The organism is Alteromonas sp. 14N.309.X.WAT.G.H12 (assembly GCF_036697315.1).
GTDB lineage: Bacteria > Pseudomonadota > Gammaproteobacteria > Enterobacterales > Alteromonadaceae > Alteromonas.
The window spans coordinates 1-18,985 of sequence record NZ_JBAHZB010000067.1; the positions used below are offsets into that span (position 1 = coordinate 1).

Annotated in this window: 19 protein-coding genes; 10 read left to right on the forward strand and 9 right to left on the reverse strand. The window is 44.7% G+C overall.

Annotation, left to right across the window (positions count from 1 at the left end):
• A partial coding sequence (locus V5298_RS14705) for a DUF6152 family protein (RefSeq protein WP_332932205.1) occupies positions 1-503 on the reverse strand: 503 nt, incomplete at its 3' end.
• 267 nt (positions 504-770) lie between these two features.
• Here V5298_RS14705 and V5298_RS14710 point away from each other — a divergent pair.
• Complete coding sequence (locus V5298_RS14710) at positions 771-1,400, forward strand: DUF6515 family protein (RefSeq protein WP_332932206.1); 630 nt, start codon at positions 771-773, stop codon at positions 1,398-1,400.
• 30 nt (positions 1,401-1,430) lie between these two features.
• On the opposite strand, the gene V5298_RS14715 is transcribed toward V5298_RS14710, so the two are convergent.
• Positions 1,431-2,324, reverse strand: a complete 894-nt coding sequence (locus V5298_RS14715; protein WP_332932207.1) for an ArgP/LysG family DNA-binding transcriptional regulator — start codon at positions 2,322-2,324, stop codon at positions 1,431-1,433.
• 121 nt (positions 2,325-2,445) lie between these two features.
• Between V5298_RS14715 and V5298_RS14720 the strand changes: the two genes are divergently transcribed.
• On the forward strand, positions 2,446-3,048 hold the full coding sequence (locus V5298_RS14720; protein ID WP_332932208.1) for a LysE/ArgO family amino acid transporter: 603 nt from the start codon (positions 2,446-2,448) through the stop codon (positions 3,046-3,048).
• Positions 3,049-3,078: 30 nt separating this feature from the next.
• Here the strand turns inward: V5298_RS14720 and V5298_RS14725 are convergent, their stop codons facing one another.
• Positions 3,079-3,702 carry a CerR family C-terminal domain-containing protein gene (locus V5298_RS14725; protein WP_332932209.1) on the reverse strand — a complete coding sequence of 208 codons (624 nt, stop codon included), beginning with the start codon at positions 3,700-3,702 and terminating at the stop codon, positions 3,079-3,081.
• A 114-nt stretch (positions 3,703-3,816) separates the two neighbouring features.
• Here V5298_RS14725 and V5298_RS14730 point away from each other — a divergent pair, with 114 nt between their 5' ends.
• The 5 genes from V5298_RS14730 to V5298_RS14750 are packed head-to-tail and all read left to right on the forward strand — an operon-like array spanning position 3,817 to position 10,295.
• Entirely contained in the window at positions 3,817-4,806 is a 990-nt protein-coding gene (locus tag V5298_RS14730) for an HlyD family efflux transporter periplasmic adaptor subunit (protein WP_332932210.1), read from the forward strand.
• 5 nt (positions 4,807-4,811) lie between these two features.
• A complete protein-coding gene (locus tag V5298_RS14735; protein WP_332932211.1) occupies positions 4,812-6,584 on the forward strand; it encodes an ATP-binding cassette domain-containing protein in 1,773 nt (590 codons plus the stop codon).
• Positions 6,574-7,719 carry an ABC transporter permease gene (locus tag V5298_RS14740; protein ID WP_332932212.1) on the forward strand — a complete coding sequence of 382 codons (1,146 nt, stop codon included), beginning with the start codon at positions 6,574-6,576 and terminating at the stop codon, positions 7,717-7,719. The genes V5298_RS14735 and V5298_RS14740 overlap by 11 nt, the downstream gene beginning before the upstream one ends.
• Before the next feature lie 3 nt (positions 7,720-7,722).
• Positions 7,723-8,841 carry an ABC transporter permease gene (locus V5298_RS14745; RefSeq protein ID WP_332932213.1) on the forward strand — a complete coding sequence of 373 codons (1,119 nt, stop codon included), beginning with the start codon at positions 7,723-7,725 and terminating at the stop codon, positions 8,839-8,841.
• An 11-nt stretch (positions 8,842-8,852) separates the two neighbouring features.
• Positions 8,853-10,295: a TolC family protein gene (locus V5298_RS14750; protein WP_332932214.1), complete on the forward strand. Its 1,443-nt coding sequence runs from the start codon at positions 8,853-8,855 to the stop codon at positions 10,293-10,295.
• A 91-nt stretch (positions 10,296-10,386) separates the two neighbouring features.
• Here V5298_RS14750 and V5298_RS14755 read toward each other — a convergent pair whose 3' ends face one another.
• The 3 genes from V5298_RS14755 to V5298_RS14765 all read right to left on the reverse strand — a co-directional run bounded on the left by V5298_RS14755 (position 10,387) and on the right by V5298_RS14765 (position 13,852).
• On the reverse strand, positions 10,387-11,766 hold the full coding sequence (locus V5298_RS14755) for a DUF4397 domain-containing protein (protein ID WP_332932215.1): 1,380 nt from the start codon (positions 11,764-11,766) through the stop codon (positions 10,387-10,389).
• Between the two features lie 173 nt (positions 11,767-11,939).
• Positions 11,940-13,433 carry a carotenoid oxygenase family protein gene (locus tag V5298_RS14760; RefSeq protein ID WP_332932216.1) on the reverse strand — a complete coding sequence of 498 codons (1,494 nt, stop codon included), beginning with the start codon at positions 13,431-13,433 and terminating at the stop codon, positions 11,940-11,942.
• Positions 13,434-13,438: 5 nt separating this feature from the next.
• On the reverse strand, positions 13,439-13,852 hold the full coding sequence (locus V5298_RS14765) for a DUF2141 domain-containing protein (protein WP_332932217.1): 414 nt from the start codon (positions 13,850-13,852) through the stop codon (positions 13,439-13,441).
• A 155-nt stretch (positions 13,853-14,007) separates the two neighbouring features.
• Between V5298_RS14765 and V5298_RS14770 the strand changes: the two genes are divergently transcribed.
• Complete coding sequence (locus V5298_RS14770) at positions 14,008-15,141, forward strand: sensor histidine kinase (RefSeq protein WP_332932218.1); 1,134 nt, start codon at positions 14,008-14,010, stop codon at positions 15,139-15,141.
• Positions 15,134-15,763, forward strand: a complete 630-nt coding sequence (locus tag V5298_RS14775; RefSeq protein WP_332932219.1) for a response regulator transcription factor — start codon at positions 15,134-15,136, stop codon at positions 15,761-15,763. Before V5298_RS14770 ends, V5298_RS14775 begins: the two co-directional genes overlap by 8 nt.
• Before the next feature lie 77 nt (positions 15,764-15,840).
• On the opposite strand, the gene V5298_RS14780 is transcribed toward V5298_RS14775, so the two are convergent.
• The 3 genes from V5298_RS14780 to V5298_RS14790 form a co-directional block, all read right to left on the reverse strand.
• Entirely contained in the window at positions 15,841-16,581 is a 741-nt protein-coding gene (locus V5298_RS14780; protein ID WP_332932220.1) for an NYN domain-containing protein, read from the reverse strand.
• Positions 16,582-16,728: 147 nt separating this feature from the next.
• Complete coding sequence (locus V5298_RS14785; RefSeq protein WP_332932221.1) at positions 16,729-17,160, reverse strand: hypothetical protein; 432 nt, start codon at positions 17,158-17,160, stop codon at positions 16,729-16,731.
• 268 nt (positions 17,161-17,428) lie between these two features.
• On the reverse strand, positions 17,429-17,887 hold the full coding sequence (locus V5298_RS14790) for a PEP-CTERM sorting domain-containing protein (protein ID WP_332932222.1): 459 nt from the start codon (positions 17,885-17,887) through the stop codon (positions 17,429-17,431).
• Positions 17,888-18,274: 387 nt separating this feature from the next.
• Between V5298_RS14790 and V5298_RS14795 the strand changes: the two genes are divergently transcribed.
• Complete coding sequence (locus V5298_RS14795) at positions 18,275-18,904, forward strand: hypothetical protein (protein ID WP_332932223.1); 630 nt, start codon at positions 18,275-18,277, stop codon at positions 18,902-18,904.
• The last annotated feature ends 81 nt before the right edge of the window (positions 18,905-18,985 follow it).

Sequence of the window (18,985 nt, forward strand, 5' to 3'; positions counted from 1 at the left end):
GGGGGACCTGGACGTTTAGGTCGATCTGCAACCCAGCTACCATCTAGGTTCAGTACACCATCGTCTAGCATAGTTTGTCTTGCATGGACAAGTACCTTACCGTCATCATCGAGTACCGAGCTACGGGTAAGTACCATACCATCATCGAAAACGATCTTGTTGGCATGACATTCTAATTTTCCATTACGACCGGGCGCCCCTACAATGGTAATTTCTTTTCCTTTGGCAAAGGTACGGCTTTTCCATCCGGCGCGACGTAGTGCACTTCCGCTACCGAGTTCACATCGCCAGCTCTCTTTTTTGCCATCGGCATTTTGGATGTCGAAATAAACATAAGAGTGGGGATTTACTAGTTTTATTTTGGTAATAACACCAGTAATCTCAATGCTTTTAGACATATCAAATTGCCCATTTACACCATGATGGGCATAAGCCATGGGGGCGCTAATCAGACACGCCGCAAGGGTTGCACCGCGAAGCTTTGAAAGTGAAAATTGAATCATGGGAAACGTATTAAGCCATTTTAAAATAATGAAAACATTATATTTTCACTTTTACACAACTCAATCTTTCAACGAGTAAAGGTTTGTAAGTCTTTACAAATAGTCTTTACCAAACAAAAGTGCCATCGTTGATTTTGTTTTACCAAATCTATACGTAGATTTTTATCTTCTTGACGATTTTTTGGAACTTCTCGTGTTCTAACTGTACGGGAGTCAATTAACGGTATTTGGCTCTTTAATTTTTCTATTTGTATTAAGGAACGCAACATGAGACTTCGTAGGCTTGTAACTTTTTTACTTGTAGTGTCAATGTTAAGCGGATGTGCTGTTTTCCCTGGTGGAGGTCATGGGCCCGGACGTTTCCGTGTGGCTGGCCATGGCGGCGGTGGTGCAGATGCGCTGGTACTCGGTGTGGGGATAGGAGCGCTTGTTGCAGGCGCTCTTACCGCACCGCGGTACAAGCCCGGACATAAAATAGCTCGCGTGCCGGATGAAGCAAGAAAAATTCACTATCATGGAAAATTATACCGTTATCATAATGGGGTGTATTACCGTTACATCGATGATGGTTTTCGTGTCGTAGAGCCTCCCCTTGGGTTGATGGTTCCTGCACTACCGCCTCGCGCTGATACCATTGTTATTGATGGTAATGTGTATTATGTCGTAGAGGGTGTGTATTACTCCCGTACTGATGACGGTTACGTGGTGGTTGAACAACCTAAAATAAAAAGTACCACAAATGAAACATACGAAGCGGGTCATTTTTATTCAGAATTACCGAAAGATGCACAGCCTGTTACTATTAATAACGTGCAGTATTTTACTGCCGGTGGCGTATTTTTCTTACCCCAGTCCGTTGACGGTCATGTGAAATACATTGTGGTGACCTTCGATTAATCATTCTTAAATGTGGTTAACGCTACGGTTTTATTGCTGTAGCGTTAACACCTCTTTCGCCACTTCTTTTACCGCTTTGCTCAATGAGGCCATTGCCTCAGACTCCAGTGAGATCCAATGCCAAAACAAAGGAACTGCCAAATATTTGGTTGGGAACAATGAAATTAATTGTCCCTTCGCCACTTCCTGAGCTATTTGCAGTGTCGGAAGCAGCGCCCACGCAACCCCTTCTGCCGCCATGTTGACGAATCCGTGGGATGAAGGGTACCAATGACAGGTGGTGAGGCGAGGCGACATATTTAAACAGGATTGCTGATAATCTCCTAATAAAACAACATCATACTCGTCGTACAATAAGCCAGGCGCAGCCATAACATCTTCCGCAGTGTAGTGTTCGCCAAGATACCGATTAATATACGCAGGCGATGCGTACAGCTGATAGTTCATGTTACCCAATAACATCGACTGACCACCGGTTACCGGCGTGCCAATTTGACTGATGCAGGCCATGACCTCACCTTGTTGAAGAAGCTGTCGGGTTTGGGTTTGATCTGCGTTATACACGTGAACAGGGTTGGGGCGTTGGGCGGCGAATCGGTTCATCACAGTGGCAAACCAGGTTGCCAGCACATCATTATTGATGGCCACGGATAAGGGGGCCGCCGTGGTGTCTAAACCGGTTACGGCACTGAGAGATTCTTCTAAAACGCTGACTTTTTGGTAATGAGTAAGTAGCTGTCGCCCGAGGGGCGTGGCAGTGACCGGTTTAGTTCGAATCAAAACTGGCCCGCCTACCTGTTGTTCCAAACGCTTTATTTTCTGTGACACCGCCGATTGGGTTAGATTTAACGCTTGGGCTCCTTTGTCGAACCCCCCAAATCGCAGTACCTCGCTAAAACAGTGTAACGCGGCATAATCCAACATTGTTGCGCCTATAATTATTAAATTAATTAATGATATATAAATTTGATTAATTTAATTAAATCTGTGTTTGCCTATAAAATCAACGTAGAATTGAAAATAGACATACTGAAAAGGTAAAAATATGGTTTCCGCAATGCTGAGTGGTTTGATAATGGGAGGGACGTTGATTATCGCCATTGGGGCGCAAAACAGCTTTCTTATTGAACAATCCCTTAAACGGCAGTGGGTGTGGTTGTTTGTTGTGCTGTTTATTCTAAGCGATGCCATATCCATCAGTTTAGGGGCCCTGGGATTTGGCTTGCTTTTGCAGCAATATCCACTGCTTATCTCGGTTACCAAATGGGCCGGTGTACTTTTTCTTGTCTGGTTTGCGTACAATAAATTACGGGCATCGATGAAAGACGATGCCATGATCCTAGCCATGGCGAACAAGCCTGTATCGTTTAAACGGGCGGTGCTTACGGCGTTAGCGGTGACTTGGCTAAACCCCCATTTTTATCTGGATACGCTGCTGTTGATGGGCAATTTAGCCAGCCAATGGCAAGAAAATAAATGGTGGTTTGTTGCAGGGGCTATCACCGCGTCCGTGCTGTGGTTTGTGGGCTTAAGTTCCCTGACTGCATATTTTGCTGCCCATATGCAGCGCCCAGTATTCTGGCGCTGGTTTAATCGGATCAATGCCCTTGTGCTCGGTGCGGTTAGTGTACAGTTGGCGAACTTATAACCCACCTAACACATATTGCTGGATTAGGGATTAGTCATACATGCGGTGGATAAGGGTTTTTAAATAATCCACAAGTTCCTCTTCTGGGCGCGAAAAAAGCGGCTGCAAAGGCGTGGGTAAGTCAGGATTGATGATCATCAGCATTAAACAGGGAGCCATCAGGGTGAACAGGCTATAGGTGGCCTTAATGTCGCTAGGATCGTATTGCTTTTGGCAGGCGCCGGTGATAACTTGGGTGATGATCCGTACACGGGAGTGGGCTTCTTTCATTAGCACCTTTTCCATATGCGGAGAGGGAGAAACAATTTCTCTCGCCCATACTTTGCCATGCCAGGTACGGTATTCCATGATATTCGCAATAATATGACGGATAAGGGCATCGAGTTTTGCTTCGTTATCCACCTTGCTGTTTTGCAGACCGTTGATAAAGTCCCAATGCAAAAAATGTTCTATTGCCGCAGAAACAACCTGTTCGTATAAACCGTCTTTACCATTAAAATGGTAATTAATCGCCGCCGTATTGACCTTGGCTAACTCGCAAATATCTTTCGCCGAGGTATTATGAAAGCCACGTTGGGCGAACAACTCCCCCGCAGTAGCCAGTATTCTTTGTTTGGTTTCTTCGCCGTCTGCACGGCTTTTTCTGGTATTCACGTTTCAAATGTCACTGATATACATTTAAACGGACTTTACCGAGAGTTTAGTTGAAATTCAAATTTGAATTTAATATTGTTGCAAGTGAATCGATCTTCATAGGGCGTAATAGCAATGGGTAAAAAAGTTAGCATTCTGCTTGTTGGGTTAATTGTTGTTGCTGTAGGTTTCTATGGGTTTTACAAGCAGGATGAAGGGGCGTCAGATATTACCCTATATGGGAATGTGGATATTCGACAGGTTTCATTGGCGTTTACCCAATCGGATCGCATCGAATCGTTAGAGGTTGAAGAGGGTGATCAGGTTAAAGCCGGACAGGTGATTGCCTCCTTGGATAACACTATTTACGCCCTTCAATTGCAGCAAAGTCAGGCCCAGATTGCAGCGCAACAAGCGTTGGTTGATAAACTCAAGGCGGGAGCCAGATCCCAGGAAGTCGCGCAGGCAAAGGCTGAAGTCAGTCAACAACAAGCCACGGTGAAAATTGCCCGGGCGCGGCTAAATAGGCTGCTATCAGTGGAAAACAAAACCCAAGGACAAGGGGTAAGCGCACAGGATATCGATGAAGCAAGAGATAACCTAACCATGGCATTAGCGTCGTTGGATAAAGCGAAAGCCAATGCGTCTTTGGTGCAAGAAGGCCCGCGTAAAGAAGACATCGCCCAAGCCCAAGCCCAGTTGGTGGTGATGCAATCCCAAGCCGATTTATTAAAAGAACAATTAGCGCGTACCCAACTGGTTGCGCCCAGTGACGGTGTGGTACGGGCCCGTCTACTTGAGCCGGGTGATATTGCTTCACCGCAAAAGCCGGTGGTGTCATTGGCACTGACCTCACCGAAGTGGATCCGTGTTTATGTGAATGAAGTGCAGTTAGCATCGGTGACAGTGGGTAAACAGGCGCGAATTATTGTCGACGGTTTATCTACCGAGCTTACCGGTACGGTGGCCTTTATTTCTTCGGTGGCCGAATTTACCCCTAAGAATGTGGAAACAGAAGATTTACGGACATCCCTGGTGTACGAAATGCGAGTGCGGGTAAACGATGATGAAAATCGGCTCAAATTAGGCATGCCTGCCACAGTTGTGTTTCCGTTGGGAGACTAGGGCACATGACTTCTGCTGTGGTGCAGGCTCAGGCATTAAATAAAGTATTTACCGATAAGCAAAAAAAAGAGACGGTGGTGGCACTGGCCTCCATGGATATGAGCGTGCAAAAAGGGGAGCTCACGGCCCTCGTTGGCCCCGATGGGGCCGGTAAAACCACGTTGCTGCGTTTAATTGCCGGGTTGATGACGCCCACTAAAGGTGCCTTGAGCGTACTGGGTATCGATATGTACGCGGACCCACAAAAGGTACAAAACCTGATCAGTTATATGCCTCAGCGTTTTGGCTTGTATGAAGATCTAAGCGTACAGGAAAATTTAGATCTCTATGCTGATCTCCATGGCGTGCCGGCCCAAGAGCGGCAAAAACGTTATGAACGCTTGCTTACCATGACCAACCTTACCGCATTTACCGCCCGTCCGGCAGGCAAGCTATCGGGGGGGATGAAGCAAAAATTGGGGCTCGCTTGTACTCTGGTACGTTCGCCTAAACTCTTATTGCTTGATGAACCTACCGTGGGCGTTGATCCGCTTTCCCGACAAGAACTCTGGAAAATCATACTGCAGTTAGTTGAAGAAGAGTCGTTAACGGTGATTGTGAGTACTTCTTATCTAGATGAAGCCGCCCGTTGTCAACAGGTGCATTTGCTTCATGAAGGAAAAATACTGGTATCAGGATCGCCAGACAGCCTCACCGAACAAGCGCAGAACCAGTGCTATTTATTTACCCCTAAAGGGGAACAAAAGCCCCGAGAATTGCAAAGTGCCTTGTTAGATCAATCGGATCGGGTAGTGGATGCCGTTCCCCAAGGCGGTCTGGTGCGCTGTGTCATTCAACCTAGCAGCAACATTGATGAGGTCACCGAAGGGCTGTCTTATGACAAGGTAGAGGGCATTGATCCCAGTTTGGAAGATGCCTTTATGATGGTGCTAAAAGAACACATGGCACCCCAGGTCGTGTCAGTGGATAAACTCAGTGAGGATGATAAGCGTCCGCCCGATCCTGCTTCTCCCATTGTGTCGGTCAAACAGCTGGTAAAAACTTTCGGTGATTTTACTGCGGTAGCGAAAACCTCTTTTGAGGTGTATCCGGGAGAAATCTTCGGCCTGTTAGGCCCCAATGGTGCGGGGAAAACCACGACCTTTCGTATGCTGTGTGGGTTATTGCCAGCCACCTCCGGTGAACTAAGTGTGGCAGGCAAAAACTTGCGCACAGCCCGTGCCGATGCCCGCAGTCGTATTGGCTATGTGTCTCAAAAATTTGCCTTGTATGGCAATTTAACCGTGTATGAGAATTTACGTTTTTTTGCCGGTACTTATAGTTTGTGGGGAAAGCAGCGTAAAGCGGCCATAGATAGAGTATCAGAACAGTTTGATTTGGCTTCCCATTTAGATGATAAAAGTGGTGAATTACCCGGTGGCTACAAACAGCGTTTGGTCATGGCAGCCAGTTTAATGCACAAGCCTGACATTCTATTTTTAGATGAACCTACCAGTGGTGCCGATCCCTTGGCCCGACGGGCGTTCTGGCGTCGTATTACCGCACTATCTCAAACTGGCACAGCCATTATTATTACCACCCATTTTATGGAAGAAGCCGAATACTGTGACAAAATTCTTATTCAGGATGCGGGGGAAAAGCTCGCCATGGGCACGCCAGATGAAATACGGGCGAACCTAGAGGATACCACCGATAGGGTGGTGACGATGGAAGAAACCTTTATCAGCATCATTGAAAATAATCGCCGTAAGAAAAAGGAGCGCGGGGATGAAGGTTAATTCGGGCGTGGCCGGTGGTTTTTTCAGTCGCTTGTGGGCTTTGGTAAAAAAAGAAACCCGACAGTTACTTAGAGATCAAAGTAATCTTATGATTGGTATTGGTTTGCCCATAGCCCTGATCTTTATTTTTGGTTATGGCGTTACCTTGGATGTCAAAGATATCAAGTTGGCAGTGGTGACCACCCAGCCTTCTGAGCAAACCGACGATGTGGTCTCTGCCATCCGCCTTTCTCCGTATTTTAAACCCACTATCATGACATCTTTTCAACAAGCCAAAAAAGCCTTACGGGCAAGAGATGTGGAGGCCATTGCGGTATTTGACGATACCTTTGCGGCGGATTTGGCCGCAGGACACGCCGATGTTCAGTTGATTGTACTGGGCAGTGACGCAACGCGGGCGTCATCAATTCGTACATACTTTTCAAGTCTCGTTGGCACCTGGGCACAAAAACGGGCCGACCGAAGCAATATCGCCAGTCACAGTGCAGGGGGCGTTACCGTGATCCCCCGAATTTGGTTTAATGATGCCAACACCAGTACCTGGTTTATCGTACCAGGCCTGATTGTGCTAATTATGACCTTAGTTGGCACCTTCCTAACGGCGCTGGTGATGGCAAGAGAGTGGGAGCGTGGTACGTTAGAAGCCCTCTTTGTGACTCCGGTGCGCCCCACGGAAATTATTCTGGCGAAAATCATTCCCTACTTTATGGTGGGCATTATTGGCCTGGTAATGTGCGTACTGGCATCCACGTTTCTATTTCATGTTCCCATTCATGGCTCGTTCTTTATTTTAGTGATTGGCTCGGTGATTTATATGCTTGTGGCGTTGGCCATTGGATTGCTGATTTCAGCGAAAACCCGCAATCAGTTTCTGGCCAGTCAGTTAGCCATATTAGTGAGCTTTTTACCGGCCATGATGTTATCCGGTTTTGTTTTTGATTTGGGTAATCTGCCCACGGCGGTAAAGCTGATCGGTATGCTGTTACCTGCCACCTATTTTATCGAACTACTGAGAACCGTGTTTTTGGCGGGGGATTTTTGGCCCATCATCCTCAAAGATCTGGCCTTACTTACTTTGTATGCGGTGGTTTTATTGGGGCTTGCCCGCATGCTGACCAAGAAAACACTGGATTAAACAATGGCAAATATAAAACAGTATTTTCAATTCATTTTTAATCTGTGTCAGAAGGAGTTCCTCACGGTACTTAAAGATCCTTCATCCAGAATTATTCTTATTCTGCCCATTATTATGCAGAGTATTTTGTTTGGTTATGCCGCCACCTTCGATTTAAAAGAAGTGCCTTATGCGGTCTTGGATCAAAGCAATAGCCAAGCCAGTCATGATGTGTTGCAAAAACTCAAAGGGGCTGGATTGTTTAATCAGGTGGCAACTCTCCATGGCAGTGATGAAGTGGCCGATGTAATCGGTAATCAGGAAGCCCTAATGGTGGTGTATTTCCCGGCAGATTTTGCCGATAAATTGGGACAGGGTGAAGCCAGTCCACTCCAGCTTATTGTAGATGGACGAAACTCTGCCACTGCCAATGCCGTTGTGGGTAGTTTTAGTACTATTACTCTTGCCTATAATGCCAGTACCGATATAAGTTCACAGCTTCCCATTACCGTTAAAAGTCGGGCTTGGTTTAATCCCAACATGGAAACCCGCTGGATCATCATGCCCGGTATGATAGCCGCATTGAGCATGATCCAAACGATGATGCTAACAGCGCTGTCTGTGGCCAGAGAGCGGGAGCAGGGGACCTTTGATCAACTGTTGGTCACCCCCAGTCTGCCGTCGCAAATTCTTATTAGCAAAGCGGTTCCGTCAATTCTAATCGGCTTAGTGCAATCTACCTTGGTACTGCTTATTTGCCGTTTTTGGTTTGATATTCCCTTTCAAGGAAGCTTATTGGTTCTGTATTTGGGCTTGTTTTTGTTTACCTTGGCCAGTGTGGGAGTGGGGCTTTCCATTTCTGCGGTGTCCCTTAACATGCAGCAAGCCATGCTTTATACCTTTGTGTTGCTTATGCCGCTGATGCTGTTATCTGGCTATGCCACGCCGCTAGCGAATATGCCCGATTTGATGCAGGACATTACCTACGTTAATCCGCTACGTTTTTCTATTAGTATCGTTCGCCGGGTGTATTTAGAAGGCGCAACGCTGGCGGATGTTTACACCGAAATGCTTCCGTTAATACTTATTGCAGCGGTCACATTGCCTGTGGCCAGTTGGTTATTCAGACACCGTACTTCCTGATGGAGATGAAAATGAAATCTGCCTGGTGCCCCATTGCCGCTATCACTCTTTGCTTGCTATCAGGATGCACCCGCTTGGGGCCAGACTATGAAAAACCGGATGTGACTATGCCGTTAGCCTGGCCACAGGTGGACACGACGCCCCAGCAAGGTACTTTATCCTCGCTGACGGATTGGCGCCGCGATGATGTAGCATTGGCTCAGTTATATACCTTACTGGAACAAAATAACCACGATTTACAGGTGGCGGCACTGAATTTTGCCTCCAGCCGTTTGTATCAAAAGCAAGCCGCGGCGAGTAACGATCCCGACCTGAGTTTTTCAGGTAGCGTTGCCCGCCAACGAATAAGTGAAGATGGTGCCAGCAGTCGTACTATCAGTTTATTCTCGACAGGAGATACCCGAGATTCTCTTATTGAGGCGCTGTCTTCTCCCTATGGCATTTACTCAACAGGTTTTGATGCCAGTTGGGAGCCCGATTTGTGGGGTAAGGTTGCCAATCAGGTCACTGCCGCCGATGCCAATGCCCAAATGGCATCCTATGAGCTAGATGATTTGAGACTGACGTTAAAAACAGAGCTCACCCGTCAATACCTGACATTGCGAGCCAAGCAATACACCTTATCTTTACGAGAGCAATTAATCGGCAATTTAAAATCACAGTTGGCAATACACAGGGCCATGGCCGACTCTGGGGTCATCTCTCAACAAGGCCTGCTATCGGAACAAGCAACGATTAAACAAATGGAGATTGCGATCTCGGCGATGGAAAATGACATTACCGAATTGCAAAACTCATTGACCTTATTGGTTGGGGCTAAGCCCGGTTCTTTATCATCGCTACTGGCGGAAAATGGCACTCCACTGCAGGTTTATGATACGCCCGCGTTGCGTTTGCCGTCGTCGGTGTTAAGTGAAAGGCCTGATGTCAGGGCCGCTGAAGAAGCCCTAAAGGCCGCCACCGCAAAAATTGGTCTTGCAGAGGCGTCCTTGTATCCGCAATTTACTTTAACCGGCAGCGCCGGAATAGAAGCATTAAGCAGTGATACCTTATCGGACTGGTCATCTCGAACCTGGACACTTGGCGCGGGCTTTTATTTGCCCATCTTCAATCGTGGTGTGCTTCATCGCGAAGTTGCGCTAACTGAAATCAGTCAACAACAGGCCGCCATTCGCTTTAAACAACAGGTATTAAAAGCGTGGACCGAAGTAGACAGTGCCATTAAAAAAGTGAACCGGGCGCGGGAACAATATCAATTGAACCAAGAGGCACTGGCTTTACACCAACAACAATTGGCCATGGTAAAAGCAGAATATGAAGCGGGAGTGGTGAATCAGATCCCGTTACTGGATATGAAAAATCAGTATCTGACAGCGCGGTTGGACGACATTGCTTCGAGGTTAACTTATAACCTTAATCAACTGATGTTGTATAAGGCAATGGGTAGCGAATAATGTAGTGGATTGCCGCCGTAACATTATGTGTTTGCGGGGGATGTCTCAGAGGATAAAAATGGGTGCCGGCGAGAGACGCCGGCACGAAGGATTAATTGGTGTAGGTAAATATCTGGTATGGTTCGCCGCCGTAATCATAATCGGATAACACGACGTTAATGACGTCGCCTTCCAGCACATCGTAAATCGTGGTTTCCAATAGCAAGTCATCGGTATCGGCGTCGTAAACATATACGTCGTAATCACCGGCTTCGATTTCAATATCAAGGCTGTTTAAATAGCCTATTTCATCTGAGGCTTCGTAAGAATCGGGGTTACTACCTTGTTCAATCACTTTTACTGTAATGTCTGTGCTGCTTTCATTGTCAATGTTGTGAGAAAACAACAGTTTTGCATGGGTGTCGATAACCCGTAAATCTTCAGTATTGGTATAAGAGCTCACCGTACTGGTTGCATCACCAGAACTTAACAGCAATACAATCTGATCGGCGTAAAAATCGATACTGGTACTTTCCAAGATCGCATTGGTATCCGTATCTCTTAAGTACACATCCACACTGTTGGCATCGTCGGGATCGTCAATATCTATGGTAAGAAAATCAGAAATATCGCCAAAATACAGATCTTCGGCGACGGTGTTCGCTAAACTGTCTTGGGCGACGACTATAGACGTGGTATTGGCTATATTGTTGCTCACCCGCAGATAGCTGTCCTGAGCTTCGTTAGTAAGCTGTCTGGCACCCTCATCGTTGAGCTCCACAATACTATAGAAGTCATCGTCAAAGCCGGCATTTTCGTAGCTGACAAAAACGTAAGATAAGGCTTCACCTTCGTTGATAGTGATATCATTTTTCATCGCTAAAATGGTGTCACTGCCTGATTCGGTAAAGACGATTTTATAATCTCCCGCATCCAGCTCCACATCGCCACTGCTGTCTTCGGGGGAAAGGGTGTAATCAGCTGTTTGATTGGTTAAAGAACCATCGGCATCTAAGATGTACACGTCAACGCTGTCGTTATAGTTCGCCAAGTTGGCAAACTGCACCATGGCGTAACCATCATCAAAATCATCATCAAATACATCAGAAACGTCGATGGTGATTTCATAGCTGCTGGGCGAATCGGTATCGCCATACAGGATATAACTGTGAAGTTTGTTTTTCTTTACCTTTAGTGAGTCGTCATCAATAAAGTTGTCGTTCTCTGTATTGGGAAGTATTTGGTTAAATTCAATGTCGTAGGTGGAATTACTGACGTAATCGTAAGCCGTTGCTTCAGCAAAACCTATTTCACCTTCTGAGTCGTCATCCACCACAAATTCAATGTTAGGTGATTGGGGAACTAGATTAACAAACTGGTAATAGCCATGACCACTGCTGCTGCTACCACCGTCAACAATGTAGTCACATCCTGATAAACACAAAGTGAGCAAAAATGCACCACTTACTAAATACTTATTCTTCACAAACATTACTTCATCCTTAATTAACCGATTCTTTACGAACAATAATTAACGCAATAGTTGCGCAAGAAGACGTAAAGAAGCGGTAAAGGATGAAAATGAGTATTCTTTCCCAACATGAGCTCAGGTTATTTGCCATGGTGCTGCCTTTTGAAGTAACCAGACCAAGTGAGGTTCAGTCGCTACACAATGGCACCATGAAAGCCTAACGGCATATACGAATCCAACTTAACCTGGGCCACAGGGCCATCGGCAATGTGCAGGGCGTCAAACACGCAGCAATAGGTATGACCTGATACAAAATCGAGCCCTGTATTGACCAAATACCCTTCGCCTTGTTTACTTCCATCTGGCACAAATAAAGGTTCTTCAGTAATAAAGTTATCGCCAAAGTTGTAGCTATCCACCTTACCTGATTGGGTATTGATACTGGCAATACTGTTGTATTCGCCATGGGCTGCGTGTTTTGATGCGTGTACACCATATTGGATCTGGGTGGCCTTAGCTGCAAAACGGCTATCAAATTGGACAAACTCCATGGGTGTTGTGCTGTTATCCAGATAGGCGGTTTTTTGGGTGAGGTCTATGCGAATTTGTGCGGCAGTACTTCTGTCATGCTTACCCATTTTTTCTTCTGTTACCATTTTCACGTCCTTTAGCATGATGTCGGCATTCTTGTACCAGCAGGCGTTAATGGTAAGGTGGTTATCCTCTTGCCATGCGTTGCCAAAATGAAAAACAAACCCGGCATCAAATGGTGTGCGTAATACTGGTGTCAGGGTATTTTTATCAATCACTAACATTTCGCCTTCATTGTTCCCGTGCCAGGTCATACTGCTAATTAGGGTGTCTCCTCGTCGTTTGGTGATGGGAGGAAAGTAGAAAATGAGATAATTGTCGGTAACCGCGAAGTCGTGAACATAGCTTTGGGGCGCATCTACCATGGCATATCGGGTTAATTTTCCCTGAGAGGTAAGCTGGTAGATTATTAGCTTCGACTGACCAAAAAATGACAGGTCGCCAAAATTCCACAGATGTCCTTGGCTATCTGCATGAGGATGAGCGGAAAATGGCATACCGTCTAATACCGGCTCAAGGGAGACTTGTCTCTCGGTTGCCAAGGTAATGGGATCGACTTTATAAGGCATAGCCGCTTCCCATAATGCCCATAATTCGTTATTAACCGGCAACAGGGAAATGTTGGCGGTATTGACGGCCTCAGCGCTCTTTGAGTGTTTTGAATTTGCAATAACTGAACCTGCGCCGTTATATAAAAAACGATTGGCATTGGTTTCTTCAATAAATTTTTTCGTACGCACGAATTTGCCAGAGTGGGTAAGTCCTTTGGGGTCAAAGGCATAGCGATGGACAAAGCCGTCACCATCAAACCAATGGGTATAGCGCTGGTTAGCCAGCACGACGCGGGCAGGGCCATTGCGATAAAATGTTTTTCCATTTAGCGCCTCAGGTAGCTTGCCTTGCCAGGTAAAGCGGCGAGGTACGATATCTGCAGTTAAACCTTCCCAGGCGCGCAATATGGGATAATCTTTTATCTTCAGGTTAAATTCTTGGTAGAAAGATAAGGGCGGCTCAGCCAGTGCCTTTAAACTGAATGACGGGGCTAGCGCACCGCAACCGGCTAGGCCTAGGGCTTTAACAAAGTCTCGACGGTTCATGTTCGTTACTCCATGTTGATCGTCAGTTGCACAGGAGCGCTGGATACCTCAAATTGAATGTCTGCGAAGACGGGCGGCCCCATGATATTGGGGTTGGCGCTAAAGCCGTAAGGCTCGGTAGGAATGCCCAGCAAGTTGGTATTAAGGTCACGATTTTTGTCTAAATCTTGAAACACCATGATGCCGTAGTGTCCGGAGGGTAAATCAGCGAGTACGGCTTTTTGCCCTTTTTTATGTACGCTAACAATTTGGCTTTGTATCGCGCGGTGGGATTGCATGGTTTCTTCGGACGGGTATACGGCAATATAAAGCTCGCCAGATAGCTGATTTAACCCGGCAAAATTAACCGTTACGTCTGCTGCTATTGCCACCGGCGTTGTTAATGTTAAAAGGGTCAGTGCGCTAAGGTGTGTTTTCATGGGTGATCTCCTGTTTTAGTAGGACTTACTCTAAACGGTCATGAACAAGGGAGCAGGTGCCAAAAGTCATGGCAATAAAAAACATGACTTTTGGCACCTAAGTAGGCAAAGTGGGTTTTGTATTCTGTCAATCTCGACAATAAAGATAAAAAATCATGCCTCAGGAAGATAAGCAGGTTACGTTATTCATCGCCGGTATTCTGGCCTGGTTTGCCGTATTGATGATCACCCATGTAAAAGCGTCCTTTCCCTTTGCTAACGGCGTTTACTTCACCGGTTTCGCATTGTTCTTAACAGGTTTTTTAGCCATTAACTTCATTACCAAAGCGAAGCAGGCAAAGCGATTGTCTAGTGTTTTTATCTTGCTGCAATTAATGGGGTTTGGTTTTGTCTTTTATACGGCTCAGTCTTCCGAAGGGTTAATCTTATTGGTTATTTTCGCCGGTCAACTGCCGTTTTTTCTTTCACAAAAGCAATCCATTGCCGTCTTATTGCTTATTAATGGTATCTGTTTGTTCATATTCCTGTTGATGTGGGATAGAGGCTTTTCTTCTTCCTCAGTGGCGATCACCCTCAATTTGGCCTTTCAATGTTTCGCATTAGCAGTGGCAAATATCGCGGTGCGAGAAAGTGAATCGAGAGTAGCGCTAGAGCAAGCCAATGCAGAGTTGATGTCTACCCGGTCATTGTTAGAACAAACATCCCGTCAGGCTGAACGGTTGAAGTTAAGTCGCGACTTGCATGATATTTGCGGCCATCAACTTACCGGCTTACTACTGAATTTGGAATATCTAAGCAAAACCTTACCCACGCAGCATCAACAGGGCGTTAATGAAACAAAGCAAATTGCAAAAGATTTACTGAATGATATTCGCGCCGTGGTGAAGCAAAATAAAGCCTCGGCACAGTTAGATTTAAACGCGGCCATTGATAGTTTGTTTGCCCATTTGCCCCACGTTAACGCCGAGTTTACTCCCCGATTAGCTGCCCCCTTATTATCGGTACATCATGCCGAAGTGTTGTTGCGAATTTGCCAAGAAGCCGTAAGCAATGCTCTGCGTTATGGCAGTGAAAAATGCTTGTCTATCTCCCTTTTTAAGGGCGACAATATCCTATTGTTGGAAGTGTCCAACCCTTTTAAAATGCGTGCCCATGAACGGGTAGGCTCTGGCTTGCAAAATATGCATGAACGCGCGGCCGAACTCGGCGGCGAGGTGACAATTGAGCAAGAAAATAGCCAATGGAAAGTGAGCGTACGTTTGCCTTACAAGGAACAACATTATGATTAATGTCGCCATTGCCGATGACCAAATACTTGTGCGACAAGGAATAGCAAGTCTGCTGTCTTTATGTTCTGGTATACACGTATGCTGGCAAGCTGATAATGGTGCGGATGCTATTGGCAAGATTAGCGCTCAGCCCATTGATGTCTTGTTAATGGATATTCGCATGCCGGTTAAAAGTGGCATCGACACGTTAGCCGAATTGCGTGATTCAGGGAATACCACAAAAGTCATTATATTAACCACTTTCGATGATCCTGCCTTGTTTACCCAAGCAATGGAAGCCGGTGCAAATGGCTTTTTATTAAAAGACGTTGATACCGAAAAGCTTGAAACCGCCATTAACGTTGTGTTTAACGGTGGCATGTTAGCTGAGCCTGTATTGCTCAACCAACTAAGTCACGAACAATTAAGTACCTTTTCTGATCCTGACATCGACCCGTTAAGTGAACGGGAGCTGGATATCTTAAAGTTGATCGCCGGCGGTTATTCCAATAAGGAAATCGCTGAAACGGTGTTTTTAGCTCAAGGCACGGTAAAAAATCATGTGTCGAATATTCTGGCAAAATTGAATACCCGAGATCGCACTCGTGCCGTACTTAAAGCACTGAGTGCAAAGTTGATTTAACCTAATGAAAGGGAGTCGGGACGTTTGTATATAGGTACGGCGATTGCTTATTCCTAAGGGGAACTCGCTGGTTTTGGTCAGGCAGTACTTTGACTTTTTGTCTTATTAAGTTGCTTTGCCTTTTTTTTATCCCTCACCCATATTACTGAGCCATTTGTTTTTTTCATTTCAAATAGGTCGATAGCTTGAAAGAGATCACTCAATTTTTTAAATCCATAATTGCGCTGATCAAATGATGCATGATTTGAAATATGGGTACCTATGGGACCAAGCATCGCCCAACCGTTATTCTCCTCAACGGCTTCGATTGCTTGTCGAAGCATATTCATTAATTTTGTGTCGCTTTTTATATTTTTATTTTGTTTCTGGGTGGCGAGTTCAGGCTCTGCTTCATCATCTAAGTAGAGAAAACGGGAACAACTGTTCACAAAGGCAACTGGAGCTTTTCTTTCACCGAAGCCTATCACGAATTTTCCGTCCGCCAGACAGCGTGTAACCAAAGGTGTAAAATCGCAATCTGAGGAAACTAGGCAAATTACATCAACGTCTTTAGTATAAAGTACATCCATTACGTCAATGACCAGCGCCATATCCGTTGCGTTTTTTCCTTTTGTAAGGTCGAATTGTTGTATGGGCTGAATAGCAAATTCGTGAAGAATATCCTCCCATGGTTTTAGATTTTGATTTTTCCAGTTACCGTACGCCTTACGTATATTTACAACACCATAACGAGCTAATTCTGATAAAACTTTATCGACTTTTCTAGCCGGAGCATTGTCAGCATCGATAAAAATTGCGATCCGTTCTTTGTCTTTCAATGTTTGCCTCCTTGCAAAAGAATGTCGCTAACGCGTTATTCCTATTTACGGTGTCACAGTCAATGGACGAGGTCACCTAGTATCAGTTTCCATTGATGTGCCAGTAGTAATAAGTCTCTCTTTTTGGCAGCACCCGTGATTTTCGCCTTAATCTTTCACGACTTTTTCTCGGGCGAATTGTTGTAGTTCTTCATCAATTTGATCATCAAAGGAGAACGAATAAATCACCCAATCATTTTCTGGCCGATAAAAAACAAATTCAAATCTCACGGGTTGACGCTCGTATAAAGCGAGATAACTAACGTACATCAGTCTATCTTCGATATCAGCATTACCTAGTTTTACTTTGCCGTGATAGGTACCCACTAGTTGGGGCAGATTTTGAAGCTGGGTTTTTACGTTTTGAACGTCATCGGCCTTCCGAATGACCCATTTGTTGGTTGAGTAAATGGCGTCAACAGCTTCAGCAACTTTATCGGATTCGTACAAAGAAAAGAATTTGTCTATTTCATCTTGATAGGCAAAAACGTGTTGGCTAAAAATAAATAAGAGTATTGCGAGTCGCTTTCCTTTTATCATAAATATCCTTTTTAATTATTATGGCTATTGCCCGTTGAAAATACCGCTAGCTGCAATAAGTGTAAACCACTGTTTGTATGAATGCGGCCATAGATACGCCACACGTATCAGCGCAACGGCAAGAATAATAGATTAACGAAGGTTAAATGTGCCAAAACAAGGTGATTATGGCATTTGTCTAGGGCAATAAAGAATAAAGCCTGCATAAGGCAGGCTTTATTAAGTCTAGTAAGTACTCGGCTGTCAAACTGATAGCGAAGGCAAGCGTTTATTTTTTACGTTTTAGTCTAGTCATGGCGACTAGGCTTAACAGCAATAATGACATAGTTGCAGGTGCAGGTACGGCGACATCACTTGTGATAGTTGTACTTACCGTGGCCCAACTTGCATTTACACTATTAATTTGGTTATTCCAGGTAAACCAAGCATTTTCTGTTGTGCTCCAACCAAAAGCATTACTTAACCAGGTATTACTATCAATATCAAAATCACCAAAATCAAAAAGACCAGCTAAATCGACAGTTTCGCCTTCGATATTATCTGAACCATCAAAAGAAATTAATTCGTCAAAAGAAAGTACCCCATCGAGATCTAAGTCTTCACCGGAAAAGGAGCCATCTCCCCAAAAACCGGTTGAGCTTGTTACTTCAAAATCTACGCTAATAATGGTTGCGTTAGCGGTGGTGGTCAGTAGTAGTAGTGTTAAAAAAGTTAATGCGTTTTTCATAAGAATAATACTCAATTTCTATAGTTAATTAATGATAGTTAAGCACTAATCGTGCCATTATTTAACATGTTGATAATAAAGAGTTTGTTTCTTTATTTTTTTGAAAGTGTTAAATTTACGGACAGTTTTTGATGGTTTTTGGGCGGCGTTTGTCCGTATATTATAGACTTCTGATCAAGCAACTAGCTGGCCTTTAACTGCGGGTTCTCAAAGGAACTCAACAAAGTCATAAAAGTCATTCATGGTACGATTTTCACCGACATGGGGCGACGGCTCAATAATTGAATTGCCAACGATTTGCTACAAAGATGATGGCAAGAAGTTTACTTTGATCTGCTAATGTACTACACAGAGTAGTAGGTATTTTTTCAGCTTTAAGGCATTGAAGTGCGAAAAATTTCATGGAAGGATTGGGGTAAGCTTAGCTTGCTAACCTTTATGGTACCTTTTGTTTACCTAGGTGTAATATTTTTCATTCAGCCTCATTTTGCGCAACCGTCATCATATTTACTTGTCTATTCTTTGCTAGCCAGCATAACTTTGCTGCTCATTATTTTAGTGAAAAAAATACTGGAAAAAGGGGCTAACAGCTATAAAGAGGTGCTAGACAACCTAGATGATACTATTGCAGTTTTAGACGAAAATAATAACGTACTGTATGTCAATAAAGCCTTGCCCGAAAACAAAGATAGTTCACAGTCTCTGAAAAAGGACATTAAACTATTGCGAGAAAAGTTAGGCGAAGAGAAAAAACACTTAGAGGAAAAAAAGAATAAAGAAAACAACGAAATACGCCAGCTCTATTCAACCACAAAAACGTTCAATAACGCGCAAAGTAAAAAACGCCGACTCATTCAAACAACAGACATTACACACGCAACAACAATACTAAAACACCAAGCAGAGAAAGATAGGATCCGCCTCGAAAAAATCATAGATGCATCCGAAGAGTGTATTTGGGAGTGGAATGTGCAAACCAATGAGGCACGTTTAAACCAACTGTCAACGGTAATCTAATTTTGACCCACTTAGCGGTAAAGTAAAATTGACCCACCTTTAGCGTTTATACTTCATTTTGTTTATTGGTAACTGGGGCTA